The sequence below is a fragment of the Tessaracoccus luoxuelianae genome (assembly GCF_055326245.1).
In genome coordinates this window covers 146924-163269 of record NZ_JBUZNO010000003.1, presented here as the reverse complement: position 1 = coordinate 163269, position 16346 = coordinate 146924, and the positions used below count along the sequence as shown (strand labels likewise).

General features: G+C 65.8%; 15 protein-coding genes. 10 read left to right on the top strand and 5 right to left on the bottom strand.

The genetic code is table 11. The features are described 5' to 3' along the window. The 5 genes from ACZK39_RS05795 (at position 1) to ACZK39_RS05775 (ending at position 6205) form a co-directional block, all read left to right on the top strand. Positions 1 to 1581, top strand: coding sequence for a type I restriction-modification system subunit M (locus ACZK39_RS05795; protein ID WP_463612804.1), 1581 nt, complete (start codon positions 1 to 3; stop codon positions 1579 to 1581). Further along, positions 1578 to 2750, top strand: a complete 1173-nt coding sequence (locus ACZK39_RS05790) for a restriction endonuclease subunit S (RefSeq protein ID WP_463612803.1) — start codon at positions 1578 to 1580, stop codon at positions 2748 to 2750. Before ACZK39_RS05795 ends, ACZK39_RS05790 begins: the two co-directional genes overlap by 4 nt. Positions 2751 to 2787: 37 nt before the next feature. Next, a complete protein-coding gene (locus ACZK39_RS05785; protein WP_463612802.1) occupies positions 2788 to 3090 on the top strand; it encodes a type II toxin-antitoxin system RelE/ParE family toxin in 303 nt (100 codons plus the stop codon). Between the two features lie 12 nt (positions 3091 to 3102). Next, positions 3103 to 4185: a helix-turn-helix domain-containing protein gene (locus ACZK39_RS05780; RefSeq protein WP_463612801.1), complete on the top strand. Its 1083-nt coding sequence runs from the start codon at positions 3103 to 3105 to the stop codon at positions 4183 to 4185. A gap of 259 nt (positions 4186 to 4444) precedes the next feature. Then, entirely contained in the window at positions 4445 to 6205 is a 1761-nt protein-coding gene (locus ACZK39_RS05775) for an ATP-binding protein (RefSeq protein WP_463612800.1), read from the top strand. 82 nt (positions 6206 to 6287) lie between these two features. Here ACZK39_RS05775 and ACZK39_RS05770 read toward each other — a convergent pair whose 3' ends face one another. The 4 genes from ACZK39_RS05770 to trhA all read right to left on the bottom strand — a co-directional run bounded on the left by ACZK39_RS05770 (position 6288) and on the right by trhA (position 9185). Further along, positions 6288 to 7430, bottom strand: coding sequence for a tetratricopeptide repeat protein (locus tag ACZK39_RS05770; protein ID WP_459055780.1), 1143 nt, complete (start codon positions 7428 to 7430; stop codon positions 6288 to 6290). A gap of 227 nt (positions 7431 to 7657) precedes the next feature. Then, a complete protein-coding gene (locus ACZK39_RS05765; protein ID WP_182783434.1) occupies positions 7658 to 7951 on the bottom strand; it encodes a hypothetical protein in 294 nt (97 codons plus the stop codon). Positions 7952 to 7955: 4 nt separating this feature from the next. Continuing rightward, the gene (locus tag ACZK39_RS05760) at positions 7956 to 8246 is read right to left on the bottom strand and encodes a hypothetical protein (protein ID WP_182783432.1); all 291 of its coding nucleotides are present in this window, start codon (positions 8244 to 8246) and stop codon (positions 7956 to 7958) included. Between the two features lie 261 nt (positions 8247 to 8507). Then, a complete protein-coding gene (gene trhA, locus ACZK39_RS05755; protein WP_182783430.1) occupies positions 8508 to 9185 on the bottom strand; it encodes a PAQR family membrane homeostasis protein TrhA in 678 nt (225 codons plus the stop codon). Positions 9186 to 9328: 143 nt separating this feature from the next. Here trhA and ACZK39_RS05750 point away from each other — a divergent pair, with 143 nt between their 5' ends. The 4 genes from ACZK39_RS05750 (at position 9329) to ACZK39_RS05735 (ending at position 14193) form a co-directional block, all read left to right on the top strand. Then, entirely contained in the window at positions 9329 to 9796 is a 468-nt protein-coding gene (locus ACZK39_RS05750; RefSeq protein ID WP_463612799.1) for a TY-Chap domain-containing protein, read from the top strand. A 113-nt stretch (positions 9797 to 9909) separates the two neighbouring features. Then, positions 9910 to 10428 carry a helix-turn-helix domain-containing protein gene (locus ACZK39_RS05745; protein WP_459055783.1) on the top strand — a complete coding sequence of 173 codons (519 nt, stop codon included), beginning with the start codon at positions 9910 to 9912 and terminating at the stop codon, positions 10426 to 10428. A 10-nt stretch (positions 10429 to 10438) separates the two neighbouring features. Then, positions 10439 to 11071 carry a PIN domain-containing protein gene (locus ACZK39_RS05740; protein WP_463612798.1) on the top strand — a complete coding sequence of 211 codons (633 nt, stop codon included), beginning with the start codon at positions 10439 to 10441 and terminating at the stop codon, positions 11069 to 11071. Positions 11072 to 11076: 5 nt separating this feature from the next. Next, the gene (locus tag ACZK39_RS05735; protein WP_463612797.1) at positions 11077 to 14193 is read left to right on the top strand and encodes a type I restriction endonuclease subunit R; all 3117 of its coding nucleotides are present in this window, start codon (positions 11077 to 11079) and stop codon (positions 14191 to 14193) included. A 15-nt stretch (positions 14194 to 14208) separates the two neighbouring features. On the opposite strand, the gene ACZK39_RS05730 is transcribed toward ACZK39_RS05735, so the two are convergent. Then, positions 14209 to 14721: a hypothetical protein gene (locus ACZK39_RS05730; protein WP_463612796.1), complete on the bottom strand. Its 513-nt coding sequence runs from the start codon at positions 14719 to 14721 to the stop codon at positions 14209 to 14211. 225 nt (positions 14722 to 14946) lie between these two features. Between ACZK39_RS05730 and ACZK39_RS05725 the strand changes: the two genes are divergently transcribed. Further along, positions 14947 to 16290 carry an ABC transporter substrate-binding protein gene (locus tag ACZK39_RS05725; RefSeq protein ID WP_182783422.1) on the top strand — a complete coding sequence of 448 codons (1344 nt, stop codon included), beginning with the start codon at positions 14947 to 14949 and terminating at the stop codon, positions 16288 to 16290. The last annotated feature ends 56 nt before the right edge of the window (positions 16291 to 16346 follow it).

Below are 16346 nucleotides of genomic sequence, written 5' to 3'. Positions count from 1 at the left end.
ATGGCCAGAACACCCGCCGCCCCCGCCGCGCCCAGCACCGCGAAGGAGCTCAAAGACCTGCTGTGGAAGTCGGCTGACAAGCTGCGCGGCTCGCTGGACGCCAGCCAGTACAAGGACATCGTGCTGGGGCTGGTGTTCCTCAAGTACGTCTCCGACGCGTTCGAGGAGCGCCGCGAGCAGATCCGCGAGGAACTCATCATCGAGGGCTACGACGAGGCCACCGTCGCCGAGACGCTCGAGGACCGCGACGAGTACACCGGCTCCCAGGTGTTCTGGGTGCCGCAGGAGGCCCGGTGGTCCTACCTCGCCGCGCACGCCAAGGGCACGCCGGACAAGTCCACCGGCGAGCTCGTCGACGACGCCATGCGCCGCCTCATGGAGGAGAACAAGTCGCTGGCCGGGACGCTGCCCATGGTGTTCAACCGGTCCAGCGTGGACATGCGCCGCCTCTCGGAGCTGATCGACCTGCTCAACGGCGCCCGCTTCACCGGCGCCGGCGCCACCAAGGCCCGCGACCTCCTGGGCGAGGTGTACGAGTACTTCCTGGAGAAGTTCGCCCGCGCCGAGGGCAAGCGCGGCGGCGAGTTCTACACCCCCGCGGGCGTGGTGCGGGTGCTCGTCGAGGTGCTGCGCCCCACGTCGGGCCGCGTCTACGACCCCTGCTGCGGCTCCGGCGGCATGTTCGTCCAGGCGGAGAAGTTCCTCGAGTCCCACCACCGCTCGCCCGGCAGCATCTCCGTCTACGGCCAAGAGCTCAACGAGCGCACCTGGCGGATGGCGAAGATGAACCTGGCCATCCACGGCATCCTCGGCAACCTCGGGCCCACCTGGGGCGACACGTTCGCGCGCGACCTCCACCCGGACCTCAAGGCCGACGTGGTCATGGCCAACCCGCCGTTCAACATCAAGGACTGGGCGCGCCGCGAGGACGACGCCCGTTGGGCCTACGGCGTGCCGCCGGCCGGGAACGCCAACTACGCCTGGCTGCAGCACATCCTCAGCAAGCTCACCCCCCATGGCCAGGCCGGCGTGGTGATGGCCAACGGCTCGATGTCGTCCAACAGCGGCGGCGAGGGTCAGATCCGCGCCGAGATGGTGGAGGCGGACGTGGTGAGCTGCATGGTGGCGCTCCCCACGCAGCTGTTCCGCTCCACCGGCATCCCGGTGTGCGTGTGGTTCCTGGCCAAGAACAAGGGCGCCGCCGGCGAGGCGATGACGGACCGCCGCGGCCAGACGCTGTTCATCGACGCCCGCAACCTCGGCCACATGGTCGACCGGGCGGAGCGCGCCCTGAGCGATGACGACATCGCCAAGATCGCGGGCACCTTCGCCGCTTGGCGAGGCATCGAGGGCGAGTACGACGACGTGCCCGGCTTCTGCCGATCTGTTCCGACGGCGGAGATCAAGGCCGCGGGCTACGCACTGACCCCCGGTCGCTACGTCGGCACCGCGGCGGTCGAGGCCGATGGCGAACCCCTCGACGAGAAGGTGGAGCGCCTGACCAAGGAGCTGTTCGAGGCGATGGACGAGTCCGCCCGCCTCGACGCCGTCGTCCGCGAACAGTTGGGACGGCTGTCATGAGGCTTGGGGACGTCATTGAGGTGGTTCATGGGTTCGCGTTTCCAGGTGCGGAATTCTCGGACGATCCCCGCTTCCCCACCCTTGTCACGCCTGGAAACTTCGCGCGAGGAGGAGGGTTTCGGGAGGCTAAGCCGAAGACCTTCTCTGGCCCGGTTCCCGATGGCTATCGGCTAGTGTCGGGCGACCTTCTCATCACGATGACTGACCTCAGCCGGGAAGGAGACACCCTCGGTCTTCCGGCGTTAGTGCCACCGGGACGCGAGTATCTTCACAATCAACGGATCGGGCGCGTAGTAGCCAAGGACGAGGACGTCGACCTCCGGTTCCTGGCCTATCGGCTGCGACTTGATGACTACCGCGCGTTCGTCCTTGGAACAGCCTCGGGTACGACCGTCCGACACACAAGCCCTAGGAAGATCTACGAGTTCGAGTGCGATCTTCCTGACCTCGCCACCCAAACCGCCATCGCCGACGTCCTGGGAGCGCTTGACGACAAGATCGCCGCCAACGAGCGAGTTTTGGACTCGTCCTGGACTCTGGCGCGTCTCCAGTTCGCCGAGGCGTCGCGCAGAGCAGAATCCAAGTGGCTCACCTACGACGACGTCGTGGAGGTGCAGGGTGGGGGGACGCCGCGGACCGGTACGCCTGAGTACTGGGGCGGACCCATCAGGTGGGCCACGCCAACCGATGTCACGGCTCTGACGGCTCCCGTCCTCTTCGAGACGAGCCGAACGATCACAGATGTTGGCCTGAGCGCGTGTGCTTCTCAGCTGCACCAGCCCGGCAGCATCCTCATGACCTCGCGAGCAACGATCGGCGCTTTCGCATGGGCGTTTCGCCCAGTCGCCGTCAACCAGGGGTTCATAGTCGCCAAGGCGAAGAACCCGGTGGGGCAGCTGTGGTTGTTCTTTGAGATGCAGTCGCGCGTTGACGACTATCTGGCCCATGCGAACGGTGCAACGTTCCTAGAGCTGTCGAGGGCGACCTTCAAGCGGCTCCCCGTTGCCTGGCCCAGTGACACTTCCGTCTTCGATGGGTTCAATCGGGCCGCGCAGCCGCTGCTTGAGCTGACGGCCGCGTTGGCTCAGGAGAATGAGCGCCTCGCCGCGACCCGCGACGCCCTTCTCCCCGAGCTCATGTCTGGGCGGCTCGCTGTCAAGAACATTTGACATCCGTGCTAGCGTGTAACGTAGAAGGTTACAGATCGTGAGGATTCGTTACTCGTCGAACCAGCTCCAGAAGGAGTGCAGCGACGAGCGAGAGATGAAGCGGAAACGCGGGTCGGTGGCTCCGAAACTGAGGCTGCGAATCAACGCTTTGAGTGCGGCAACGTCACTGGAGGATGTGCAGACGTTGGATCCACTTGGCCGGTGGCACCCGTTGACGGCCAATCGCTCTGGTCAATGGGCCGGGGACCTCAGTCGCAACTGGCGGCTCATCGTCGAGGATGACGGCGTCGAGGGCGGCGAGGTTTCGGTCCTGGTGATCGAGATTCGGGACTACCACTAGAGGGGAGGGGACGTGGACAGGAACTATGCGGTCGCGCCGGGGGAGTACCTCGCCGAGTGGCTCAACGACGAGCACTTCACCCAGCAGCAGCTGGCCGACAGGCTGGGCTGGAGCCGGAAGCGGGTGAACGAGATCGCCGGGGGTCGCGCCCCGATCTCCGCGGAGGCGGCCATCCAGCTGGAACGGGTCACCGGCATCCCCGCCGATTCCTGGCTGCGCTTCGAGGCCGCCTACCGGGCCGACCTCGCCCGACTACACGATGCCCAGCAGCTTCAGGCGGACGTCGACGTGGTCGATGCGCGTGTGGCAACGTACCTGCGATCGCTCGGGGCCACGACGGCGACGGCCAGGAACAGGACGCAACTGGTGGCCGACTTCCTGCGCTTCCATCGCTGCGGCACGGTGGCCGCCTACCGGGAGCTGGTGGCGGATCAGTTCCGGGGAGAGTTCCAGCTCGCGGCGCTGGAGGAGTCCGCGGACGCCGTCGATCAGGGGCTGTTGATGGCCTGGCTACGCGCGGGTGAGCTGACCCCCGAGTACGAGGCGGCCCGCACCCTGGCCTACGACGAGGAGGGTCTGCGAGCGCTGCTCCCCGTGCTGCGGCGCCGCGTCGCCGCCCCCGACGAGCGCATGATCGACGACCTGCGCGCTCTGCTCCGAACTGTCGGGGTCACGCTCCAGCTCGTCGACCCTCCGGCTCGCTTCCCGCTGCACGGAGTCACTCGCTGGATCGACGGCCGGCACCCGTTGATCCAGCAGACCGGCCGCCGGGGCAAGGACGGCTTCATCATCTGGACGCTCTTCCACGAGCTGGGCCACATCCTGAACGACCCCCGCGGCGACATTCATCTGGAGTTCACCTCGTCGAAGACTCGGAACTCGCACGCGGAGAAGCATGCCAACCAGTTCGCGATGGCAACGCTTTTCGGCGAGTCCGGGATCGAGCCCTTCGATGGACTCGAGCGCGACGGCGATATCCGTCGCGTGGCGCAGGAGGTCGGCATCTCCCCGGGGCTCGCGGTGTTCCAGATGCACCGCACCCGGCTGCTCGACTACAACCGTGGCAACAAGCTCTGCGTCGATCTACGCGCCTGACCGAACCTCGCGCTCACTCGGCCGAACGCCGCTACGCAGATGCGGATCGTTGTCAGTGAAGTGAGAGTGTGACCACACTGATCGACACTGAAACACACTGAAGGACACTGACAGTGTGAGTCGACGAGAGTGAAAGTAGAAGCTCTCACCGTTGTTAGCGTTGCACGTTGTGAAAGCTGGGTTCACAGGAGAAGACACACGATGACTCTGAAAGACTGTAAAACTTGAAAACCCAAGTCTTGTGTCGTATGTTTCAACTGTGAAGTGGGACAGCGCGAGTCTTCAGGATGCGATCGTCGGGCTTCGGGAGCGGCGAGCCGACAGCGCGGAGATCGAAGTGAAGTCAGCTGCCGGCGGTGCTCCAACGCTGGGGTCAACCCTGTGTGCCTTCGCCAACATGCCCGAAGGAGGAACAATCATCCTCGGGCTCGATGAGGCGGCAGGTTTCGTGCCAGTGGATCTGACGAGCGTCGCCGCCCTCGAACAGGCGGTCTCCGATCAGGCAAGAACCAGCGTCGTCCCGCCCCTGCGGTGCGAGTTCCAGACTTTTCGGGTGTCGGGCAAGCCCGTGCTCGTCGTCGAGGTGATAGGCCTGCCACTCGACCAGCGGCCTGCGCGCCACGGCGGCAAGGCGTATCTCCGCCAGACTGATGGTGATTACGTGATGAGCGAGCAGGAACTCGCCCAACTCGAGCTGGCCAAAACCCAGGCCAAGCAGCCCACCCATCCTGACCGCCAGCCTGTTCCCAGCTCATCGGCCGACGACCTTGACGGCGGACTGGTCGCCTCGTATCTGGCCGCCGCGCGCGCCGCGTCGCGTCGCTATGCAGCAGCCACTGACGAACAGATCCTCCTTCACACGGGCGTGACGACGCGTTCGGGCGAGGTCACCCTGGCCGGTCTCTATGCCATGGGCCAGTTCCCACAGTCGGGTTCGCCGAGCCTTGGAATTACCGCCGCCGCCGTGCCGCCGCGTGATTCGGATGGTCCCCGCACTCGAGACCTGGTTCACCTCATCGGGCCCATACCTGACCTGCTGGACGAGGCCATGGCTTGGGTGCTCCGCAACACGCGCACCACCATGGGCTACGACGACAGGGGCCATGGCGTCGACCGCTCAGAACTCCCGATGAGAGCCGTGCGCGAGATAGTCGCCAACGCCCTCGTCCATAGGAACCTGGGTCCCATCACCGACTCGAAGCGGGTGGAGATCCGGCTCCTCAACGATCAACTGGTCATCACGAGCCCCGGAGGTCTCTGGGGCGTCTCGGAGAGCCAACTCGGGCGCCCAGGCGCGAAGAGCGCCGTCAACCCGGTTCTCTACGAGATCTGCAAGTTCGTACGTATGGCTGACGCGAGTCGAGTCATCGAAGGGGAGGGGGGCGGGATTCGCGAGGCGATTCAAGCCCTCACTGCTGCAGGACTCCGTCCGCCACGGTTCATCGACAACGGGCTCCAGTTCACCGTCATCATCTCCAGACACACCCTGGTGGAGGACGCGGACCTGGTGTGGCTTCAGGACGTCACCGACGATGTGGACCTCTCAAGTGAGGAACGGGCCGTCCTTGTGTCGATGAAGCACGGGGGAGTCTGGAGCAACGTCCGCGTCCGGCAGGAGTTCGCACCGATCGACTCGACGGCGGCCCGGAAGCTGTTGCAACGGCTCGTCGAGGCCGGGCTTGCGGTGGCCGACGGCGAACGTCGGCAGACGTCTTATCGAATCTCACCCTCGCTGGCCTCATCTGCGCAGGAGGAAGTGGAGGTGTTGGAAACGGCTCCTTCAAGGCCGCCACGCCTCGACGATACGGGTGCCCCTCGACCACGCGTCAAGCATTCAGACTCGATTCTTGCCGCGATGGAGCGTGCGGCGACGCTCCACGAGCTCGTCGAGGCTACCGGCCTCACTGAAGGGCAGGTTCGGTACGCACTGAAGAGGCTCATAGAGACTGGGGACGTCGTGATGATCGGCTCCCAGGGAGTGCGTGATACCCGCTACGAGCGCTCGGGTGGCGTCCACTAGTCAGCGACAACGACATTCGCCCTCAATGCACATCACTGAGTGCTCACTGAACAACAGTGATGTGCAGTGAATGACAGTGAGGTCAGTCAGCAGTGGCCGCGAGGCGGCTGCTGATGTGCTGATGCAGGTCGTCGACATAGACAGGAAGCCGCATAGACCGGAGCGAGAAGGAACCACACTCTGGCTCGCACCAGGCGAACACGTCGGCGTCGGGGGCCCGAACGCCCTTCAGCAGTGCCAGAGCTTCGGCGTCGCGCCCGAGGAGATGGCGCACGAACGCACGGTTGGCGGTGTTGAGCTCTGGCTGCCTCAGCGGGAGGCGCGACGCCCGGTCCAGTGGTCCCACCGCTTGTGCTGCGCCTTGGGGGATCAGGCAAAACCCAAGGTTGTTGAGAGCCTCTCCGTCCGCTGGGTTCATGAAAGCCAGCGCAGTGAAGATCTCAGCGGCTTCCTCAGGCCGGCCCTCCTGGAGGTGGCGCACAGCCTCGCTGACGAACTGATCAGTGCTCAGGTCGCGTGTCTGCGGGAAGGTCTGAGGTGTGGACTCGGCCAAGCGGTCAAGGGCCACGGCGGCAACGTCGGTAGGACTGATAGTCCTCGCAGCGAGGACGCGCTCCCCGCACTGAGTACCGATCCTGCCGCGCGAGTATCCCCATTCCATGACGAGGCTACTCGTGGTCCAATTCGACAAGTGAGTCACTGTGAACCGTTCCCACAGCCAGAGTGCCTCGGGCTCGGGAAGCGTGGGTGGCAGATTACTGAACAGCGCCTCCGCCGGCGCCTGCCACCCTAGGAACCCATGCAGGTCCGTCTCGACCAGACGCGCGAGCCACTCGGTCACATGCGTCGCGAACCAAGCGCCGTACGTGTGGGAACTCGAGTTGCGATCAAGGCATCTCTCCCAGAGTCGTCGCCAGGCGTCTGACGCGGGGAGGTCGGTGATCATCTGCGTGATGACGTCCGCGACGGTAGGTGAGACCCCGACACGCAGGATGGGGACGACATCCAGCCCGCGCCGAGACAACTCGCCCCAAATGCCGAGGAAGTCCTCATCCGATGTGGTGCGAGCGATTGGCGGTGTCGCGGCGTGCGTACGCAGCCGGAGCAGCAGTGCGGTCGTGCTTGCGCCCGCAACCGGTGAGTCCAGATCGCGGAGCATGGCCTCCGTAGCGTCGAAGAGGGAAGCGCCCGAAGCGATCTCAATGGGCCGCGAGACGCCGGTCATGACCAGTCCTCCGAGCACATTCACCGAAGTGGTGGGTCTGGAGACACCGAGCTCGAGCAGCGTGTCACGGCACTCCTCCGCGCACGTTGGCCCTTGGGGACCCTCCCTGAAGTAGGGGCACGACGGAGTCAGGGTCGGAATGGTGCAGGCATCGCTGTAGGCCGTGAGGGCACGAGTAATCAGTCCATCTCGAAGTGAAGAAGCTTCCCCCATGACCGCAGCCTAGATCAGTCGGGGTGCGGGCCGATGGTCACGATGGTGATGTGCCCGTCACCGGGCCCGTAGATCCAGAAGATGCGCCATGCGCCGGGCGTGTGATTCTCGACGTAGGACTCCCACAAGTCCGAGCCATCCACCGACTTGACTGACTGATACTTGTGGGAGTTGAGCCCCGGGTGCCGAGGATTCTGCTCCAGGAGCCCCAAGGTCTTGCGCACCTTCTTCAGCTTCACCGAGTAGTTCGGTGAGTCCGCAAGATCCTTCAAGACCTTGGTGGCCTCCCCGGTGAAACGTAGCTCCACCGGGCTAGTCCTCGACGTCCTCGTCGGCGTACTGGGCGAAGCTGCCGAGGCTCTGGGTCACGCCTGCCGCCGCCTCCGCCAAGCCCCGCGCCAGGGACTCGCGCAGCATCTGGTTCTCCCACACGATCAACTCGCGGCGGGGGATCGAGACCAAGGGGGTGAGCAGGATCTGCCCGTCGTCGTTGACCGCTACTGCGTACCGATCGTCCTTGCGAACGCCGGTCTTGGCCATGGGCAGGCGTCCGCGCTCGTCAGCAAGTGCTTCGCCGACGCTCTTGAAAACGTCCGTGTTCATGTGAGTCCTTCCCCTCCGCGAGAAATGTAACACTTGACCCGCGGTTGCATTGCCCCACTGGGGCATTGCCCACGGTACGCCTTTCTGGTGGCCTGTTCAAGTCGGGAGTAATGTTCTGTGGACAACTCGAAGCCTGCCGTATCGGCTTGGTCCGGCAGCGCGCCGGCTCGCGTCACGCTGGAATCACCGACGTCGTGACGAACCAATGGTCATGGTTCCTCCGCGCTCGGCCGCGGTTGAACCGGTAGCCACAGTCCCAGATCACGCGGGCAACACGTAGAAGTACATCAAGAGGTAGTGCAGGAACGCCGCCACCGCCACGAGCACGTGCCAGATCTCGTGAAAGCCGAATATCCCGGGCCACGGGTTCGGTCGCTCGATCACGTAGATCACGAAGCCCGCGCTGTACACCAGGCCGCCCGCCGCCAGCAGGACCAGTGCGGTCGGCGGGAGCGAGACGTCCGCGCCCAACAGCGCGATGGTCATCCAGCCCAGCGTGATGTAGAGGGTGTTGGTGACGTACTTCGGGACTCGTCGCCACACTGAGCGCAGCACGATCCCCAGGATCGCGACGGCCCACACCGCGCCGAACACCGCCCATCCGTACACGCTGCGGAAGAGCACCAGCACGAGGGGAGTGACCGTGCCGGCGATCAGGGTGAAGACGGATGCGTAGTCGAGCGTCCGTAGTGCCTCGTTGATTCGTGGGCCTCGATCGAGTCCGTGGTGGAGCGTGCTCGCCGCGAAGAGTGTCATGAGTGCCAGCCCGTAGATGCTGAAGCCGACGATCTTCCACGGATCTCCCTGGTCTATGGCCTGGGAGACCAGCAGGACCGTCCCCAGGACGGAGAAGCAGAAGGCCACCAGGTGCGAGAGGGTGTTGAACCGCTCGTCGGTCACGTGGACGCTGCCGTCCCTGCTTCTGATAGGGCTGTTCACAAGCCGCCTTCCGAACGTAGGGCCGTGCGTGAGGGGGGTCCAATCACGACGCAGTTTACCGGGGTGGAACTGTCGTACCTGCGCCCTAGCGTCGGCGTCAGGAGTCGACACTCGGGTCGGCACGCGAACGGTAGGAGGTCCTCATGGACGACGTGATCGATCTGGACGCCACGGTGGAAGCGTCGTGGGGCAGGTTCGAGCAGGAGTACGCAGCCGCGGTGCGGGAGTTGCGTCCAGGGCAGCACCTGCTGGCGAGTATCGACGACGGCTATGTAGACGATGACGACGAGGTCGGCGGATACGGGATGGAAGCCATCCCCTCCGTCATGACCCTCGCCTGGGAGGGGGAGGTCGGCGTCATCGTGGAGGGCAACGATGTCCTGGCCTGCGCCTATCACTTGACCCGGGCCGACATGTCTGCGTTGCGGAAGTGTGGGCTGCGGCGCTTCAGCAGGCACACCTCGGCATATCGGCTGGTGCTCCCCGTCAGCGAGGCGACGCACGCCGCGGCCGTGGCTGCCTCCGTGCTGCGCGACGTGTTCTCCGTGATCCACCCAGCCTTTCTCAAGGGTGGAGGATTCTCGGTGGGCGGCCAGCCTCGCAGCGAATGACCTTGCCCCGGTCAGGCAACTGCATTCCACGTCAGTAAATCGGCGTGGTGCGTGGATGGTAAACGAACGTTTCGAAAGCGCGTACACTTTGATCGTAACGAGGAGGTTGCGTGATGAGCACGGCTATGGCACCCCAGACCTACGTCCCTGAACAGAGCGAAGAACTGGCACAGGTTCACAGTTTCATCGAGGCCCATGCTGAACGTAGAGGGGCGGTACCGCCCGCCCGGTTCCTGCTGATCGGAGGCGGCGAGGGGGAGCAGATCGAGTTGCCCGAGTCCCTCTACGGGATTCTTGTGCAAGTGGTGGACGCACTCGCCGCCGGTAAGGCGGTGACCGTGACACCCACGGAGCCTCAACTGACCACGCAGCAGGCGGCGGACCTGCTGGGTGTGTCGCGGCCGACTGTGGTCCGGATGATCGACTCCGGCGAACTCCGCGCCGAACGGAATGGGTCGCGCCGGCGACTCCTTCTGAGTGACGTCCTCGAATATCGCGACCGCCGCCGCCAGCGTCAGTACGCGATGCTCGAGGCCACGGCGGTCGATATCGATGACGAGGACGACCCGGCGGACGTCATCGCCCAGCTGCGAGCCGCACGGCAGTCACTCGCCGGACAGAGAAAGCGTTGATCTGGGAGGAATGTTCACCGCACTCCTCGACACCTCGGTCCTCTGGCCCAGTTTTCAGCGCGACTTCTTACTCAGCCTCGCCATCGAAGGCCTTTACCGTCCAATCTGGTCCCAGGCGGTGCTGGACGAGCTGACCTGGGCAGAGACCGCGAAGCGCGTGAAGCGCGGAGCGAAACAACACGAAGCAGAGGAGGCTTCCCGGCGGTTGATCGAACAGATGAGTTGGGCTTTCGATGACGCGTGCGTCCAGGGATGGGAGCCGCTGGTGGGCTCCTACGAACTACCTGACCCCAACGATGAACACTTGGTCGCCGCAGCGGTCGTTGGGGGCGCCGGTGTGATCGTCAGCGACAACTTGCGCGACCTGCCTTCAGACAAGCTGCCGACAGGCTTGGACGCTTTGTCAGCGGCACGATTCGCGCTCGACACCGTCTCCGTCGCACCTCCCATGGCTGTCCGAGCCGTAGAGACGCTCGCAGTGCGCTACCAGAACCCGCCGCGAGGCACGCTCGAACTCCTGGACACGTTGAGAGTCCGGTACGGAATGGGCGACGCCGTGGATCTCATGCTTGAAGCCGTGGCCACCGATAACGGGCCTTCTCGCACGCCGCGTCGGATGCGGACGGGCATGCGGGCAGACTAGGGCTCATGCTCGAAGACGACCTCGAACTCCTCGCCCACGACTACCTGGGCGAGCTCGGGTGGCGTCCGGTTCACGGCTCCGAGCTCAACGCCCGCCGCGCCTCGGCCGCGGACCCGGTGCTCGTCGTCGACTTCCGCGCGGCGCTGGCCCGGCTCAACCCGGCGGTGCCCGCGACACTGCTGGACCAGGCCGTCACGGAGATCCTCTCGCCCGCGTCGCAAGATGCGGCGTCGGAGAACCTGCGCCTCCACGAGCTCATGGTGCACGGCTACCGCGGGGTCAGCTGGCTGGAGCCCGACGGCACGGAGCGCACCCCCACGCTGCGGCTGATCGACCCGGACCCGTCGGCCAACGACTGGCTGGCCGCGCGCCAGGTGATCGTCCGAGACCGCGACGCCCACCGCCGCTTCGACCTCGTCCTCTACTGCAACGGCCTGCCCGTCGGCATCGTGGAGCTGAAGAACGCCGGCGACCAGTCCGCCACCGTCGCCACCGCCCACGCCCAGCTCGCCACCTACCTGCGCGAGTTCCCCATGGCCTTCCGCGCGTGCGTGGTCACGCTCATCAGCGACGGCGTACTGGCCAAGTACGGCAACCCGTTCGCCCCGCTCAACCACTTCGCAGAATGGAACGTCGACGACGACGGCCTCCCGCTCGCAGACCAGGCGCCCGCGCTCGAATCGCTGCTCGACGGCGTAGCCAACCTCGAGCGCTTCGGCCAGCTCATGCGCAACTTCACCGCCTTCGCCGAGGGGGAGGGCGGCATCCTCAAGCGCACCGCCAAGCCGCACCAGTACTTCGCCGTCACCAAGGCAGTGGGGCGCACGGTCCAGGCTGTCGAGAGCGACGGCAAGGCCGGCGTCGTGTGGCACACGCAGGGTTCAGGCAAGTCGTTGGAGATGGAGTTCTACACCAACCTCCTGCTGCGCACCCCGCGGCTGCAGAACCCCACCGTCGTGGTGGTGACCGACCGCACCGAGCTCGACGGTCAGCTCTTCGACGGATTCGCCGCGTCCAAGCTGTTCCCCGAGAAGCCGGAGCAGGTCTACACCCGGGAGGCGCTCCGCGCCGCGCTCACCGAGCGCAACTCCGGCGGCATTCTGTTCACCACGCTGCAGAAGTTCGGCCGCACCCAGCAGGAGCGCGAGGCCGGGCGCGAGCATCCGCTGCTGTCGGGGCGCCGCAACATCGTGGTCATCGTCGACGAGGCGCACCGCAGCCACTACGACGACCTCGACGGCTACGCCCGCCACCTCGCCGACGCCCTCCCCAACGCCACGCTCATCGCGTTCACCGGCACCCCGATCAGCTTCACCGACCGCAACACGCGCGAGGTGTTCGGCGACTACATCGACATCTACGACCTCACCCGAGCCGTCGCCGACGGCGCCACCGTGCCCGTCTACTACGAGCCTCGCCTGGTCACCGTCGGGTTCGACGACGGCGTCACCGCCGAGCAGCTCGACGCCGCGGCCGACGAGCTCACCCGCGACCTCGACGAGACCGAGCGGGACCAGGTGGAGCGGTCGGTGGCGGTGATCAACTCCATCTACGGCGCGCCCGAGCGGCTGCGCACTCTGGCCGCGGACATCGTCGAGCACTGGGAGAAGCGGCGGGCCCGGGTCATCACCGAGATCGAGGGGCCGGGCAAGGGCCTGATCGTGTGTGCGACTCGCGAGATCGCCGCCAACCTGTACTCGGCCATCGTCGAGCTGCGGCCGGACTGGCACTCGGATGCCATCGACGGCGGCCGCATCAAGGTGGTCTACTCGGGCACCGCTTCGGACCAGCCGCCGATCAGCGACCACGTGCGGCGCGAGTCCGAGAACAAGGTGATCAAGAAGCGGCTCGCCACCGCCGAGGACCCGCTGGAGCTGGTCATCGTCAAGGACATGATGCTCACCGGCTACGACTCGCCGCCGCTGCACACCCTCTACCTCGATCGGCCGCTCAAGGGTGCGCTGCTCATGCAGACCCTTGCCCGGGTCAACCGCACGTTCCGGGGGAAGTCCGCGGGCCTGCTCGTGGCCTACGCGCCGCTTACCGACAACCTCGCCCACGCCCTGGCCGAGTACACCCTCTCCGATCAGCGCGAGCGCCCCATGGGCCGTGACGTGGGCGAGGCGGTCGAGCTGGCCCGCGCGCTGGTGGACCAACTCCGCGACCTGGTCCGGCCCGTGAACTGGCGGGCCAAGCTCGGCACCCCCCGAGGCTGGATGGACGCGGCCCGGCTGCTGACGGCCTGGCTGCGGGACCCGCGCAATCCGGGGAACCGGGTTGCGGAGGGGCACGCGACGCTCACCGACAGGTACCGGCACCTCACCACTCAGCTTGGCCGCGCGTGGGCGCTGTCCGCAGGTGCGGACAACCTCGCCGACATCGCCGACGAGGTGCGGTTCTACGTTGAGGTGCGCGCCTGGGCGGCGAAGCTGGATGCCGCAGAGAGGGAGGCGGACGGGCGGCCGGTGCCGGAGGAGGTGGCGCGGGCGCTGCTCGCCGTCGTCGAGGACTCCACCGACTCGCGCGACGTCATCGACATCTACGAGATGGCTCAGATCACCCCGCCCGACTTCGACCATCTGGCGCCGTCGGTGCTGGAAGAGGCGCAGGCATCGCAGAACCCGCAACTGGCCATCGAGGCGCTGCGTGCCGCGCTGCTGCTGGAAGCCGCGCGCGTGTCGGGCCGGAACCTGGTGCGGCAGCAGACGTTCGGCGACCGAGTGGCAGACGTCATCAACCGTTACACCAACGGGCAGTTGACCTCCGCTGAGGTGCTGCTCGAGCTGTGGCGTACGGCCGAGGAGATCGCGTCGGAAGCGCGGCGCGGGGAGCAGTTCGACCCTCCGCTCGGCACCGACGAGTTGGCCGTCTACGACGCCGTCGCAGCCAACGACTCGGCGATCGAAGTGCTCGGGCAGCCCGTGCTGGGGCAGATCGCTCGCGAGCTCGTGGAGATGCTCAGGCGCGACGCGAAGACGGACTGGACGGTGCGTGACGACGTGCGCGCCTCGATCCGGGCCAAGATCAAGCGCCTACTGCGCAAATATAAGTATCCGCCGGACCGCTCGGAGGCGGCCGTCAAGTTGGTGGTGCAGCAGATGGAGGCGCTGTCCGCTGCCTGAGGTCTGCTGGCCTCGTCAGCTCGGCTGCGCCACGGAGACGCGGCGTCGCTGAGGGACTGGGCAGGCGATGCTGCCCGAGAGGCGGAATACCAGCCCGACGGCCAGCAGGATCAGGGACAGGGCCGCGAGCCAGGGCTGGAGCGGCCCGAAGTAGGTCAGTGCACCCGTGTAGCCGAGGGCCAGCAGGGCGATCTTGTTGCAGACCGGGCATCCGATCGCGAACCACGCCCCGAAGGCGCCCACGGTGCCCCAGACGGAGAGTTTCTCGTCCTCTGCGTCCGCGGTCGCCTTCGGTCCGCTGCGGAAGTACGTGGCGATGAGCATGCCGGACAGGACCGAGGTGACGATCCAGGCCGGGTAGCTCCACGCGGTGGGCGGGATCTCGCGGCCGAAGATTGGGTTCGGGATCAACACCGTGACCACGCCCAGGGCCAGCCCTACGACGAGGGTGGCCACGGCGGCGCCCGCCCATCGCCTGGCGGACCAGGACCGCAGGGTCTGCAGGGAGAGGTTCAGATGGCGACGCATTCGACCAGTCTGCCACACGCGGCCCAATACCCCCAGTGGTATCCGTCAAGGCGTGCAAGTTTGCTCGTTCAAATCGTTGCCGAATTGTGACCTTGCTAACGTGCCAATTCGCCGCGAGGACCGTTAGTGTCGAGCCATCGACGTGGTCAGCGGTGACGCTGACGACGTCTCCCCGCGCTCCTCAAGAGGGCGGGCCGCAACGTCACCTAGAAGGGTACGAACCCCATGAAGAACCTGAAGCGCTCCATCGCGCTCCTTGCGGTCGCGGCACTGTCCGTCGGCGCGCTGGCCGCTTGCGGCGATGACGAAGGCGCCAGCGGCGATGCTGAGGGCTCGGTCTACTTCCTCAACTGGAAGCCCGAGTCGGAGGCGACCTACGGCGAGATCGCCGAGAAGTACACCGAAGAGACCGGCGTCGAGGTCAAGGTGGTCACCGCCGCCTCCGGCACGTACGAGCAGACCCTGCAGGCCGAGATGACGAAGTCGGACGCCCCGACCCTGTTCCAGATCAACGGCCCCGTCGGCCTCGTCAGCTGGCAGGAGTACGCCGCTGATCTCGGCGAGACCGACTTCGCGAAGGACCTGAGCGATCCCGGCCTCGCGCTCACCGGCGAGGACGGCACCGTGTACGGCGTGCCGCTGGCCGTCGAGGGCTTCGGCATCATCTACAACGACGCGATCATGCGCGATTACTTCGAGATGGACGGCGCCAAGGCCGCCTCGATGGACGAGATCAACAACTTCGACAAGCTCAAGGAAGTCACCGACGACATGCAGGCCCGCAAGGCCGACCTCGGCATCGACGGCGTGTTCGCGTCGACGTCGCTGGCTACCGGTGAGGCCTGGCGTTGGCAGACGCACCTGTTCAACACCCCGCTGTACCACGAGTACCAGGAGAAGGAGATCACCGACGCCGAGGAGATCGAGTTCACCCACAGCAACGAGTTCAAGAACATCTTTGACCTCTACCTGACCAACTCAACCGTCGAGAAGACGCTCGCACCGTCCAAGACCGTGACCGACTCCATGGCCGAGTTCGCCACGGGCAAGGCTGCCATGGTGCAGAACGGCAACTGGGCCTGGAGCCAGATCAAGGACATCGAGGGCAACGCAGTGGCTGAGGAAGACATCAAGTTCCTCCCCATCTACTCGGGCGTCGAGGGTGAAGAAGACCTGGGCATCAACGTCGGCACTGAGGCCTTCATGGCCGTCAACAGCCAGGCCACCGAGGCCGACCAGCAGGCCACCATCGACTTCGTCAACTGGCTGTTCACCGACGAAGACGGCATGAACTACGTGACCGAGGATCTCGGCTTCATCGCTCCGTTCAAGTCCTTCGGCGATCGCACGCCGGCCGACCCGCTGGCCAAGGAGATCAACCGCTACATCAGCGACGATTCCCTGACCGCCGTGCCCTGGGTGTTCACCACGATGCCCTCGGCCAAGTTCAAGGACGACTTCGCCCAGCTCCTCGCCCAGTACGCCTCCGGCAACCTGGAGTGGGCTGAGGTCGAGGAAGCGGTCGTCGCCAACTGGGCCACCGAGAAGGCTGCCGTCGGCGGCAACTGACCGTCGGCTAACATCTGGGGCGGGCCACGCACAGTGGCCCGCCCCAGTACCCCATT

Bases quoted from the DNA above. Each gene is read 5' to 3' on its own strand.
- ACZK39_RS05795 (WP_463612804.1), top strand. From the start codon at position 1: ATGGCCAGAACACCCGCCGCCCCCGCCGCGCCCAGCACCGCGAAGGAG.
- ACZK39_RS05750 (WP_463612799.1), top strand. From the start codon at position 9,329: ATGGACGACGTGATCGATCTGGACGCCACGGTGGAAGCGTCGTGGGGC.
- ACZK39_RS05760 (WP_182783432.1), bottom strand. From the start codon at position 8,246: ATGAACACGGACGTTTTCAAGAGCGTCGGCGAAGCACTTGCTGACGAG.
- ACZK39_RS05740 (WP_463612798.1), top strand. From the start codon at position 10,439: ATGTTCACCGCACTCCTCGACACCTCGGTCCTCTGGCCCAGTTTTCAG.
- ACZK39_RS05770 (WP_459055780.1), bottom strand. From the start codon at position 7,430: ATGACCGGCGTCTCGCGGCCCATTGAGATCGCTTCGGGCGCTTCCCTC.
- ACZK39_RS05745 (WP_459055783.1), top strand. From the start codon at position 9,910: ATGAGCACGGCTATGGCACCCCAGACCTACGTCCCTGAACAGAGCGAA.
- ACZK39_RS05730 (WP_463612796.1), bottom strand. From the start codon at position 14,721: ATGCGTCGCCATCTGAACCTCTCCCTGCAGACCCTGCGGTCCTGGTCC.
- ACZK39_RS05735 (WP_463612797.1), top strand. From the start codon at position 11,077: ATGCTCGAAGACGACCTCGAACTCCTCGCCCACGACTACCTGGGCGAG.
- ACZK39_RS05790 (WP_463612803.1), top strand. From the start codon at position 1,578: ATGAGGCTTGGGGACGTCATTGAGGTGGTTCATGGGTTCGCGTTTCCA.
- ACZK39_RS05725 (WP_182783422.1), top strand. From the start codon at position 14,947: ATGAAGAACCTGAAGCGCTCCATCGCGCTCCTTGCGGTCGCGGCACTG.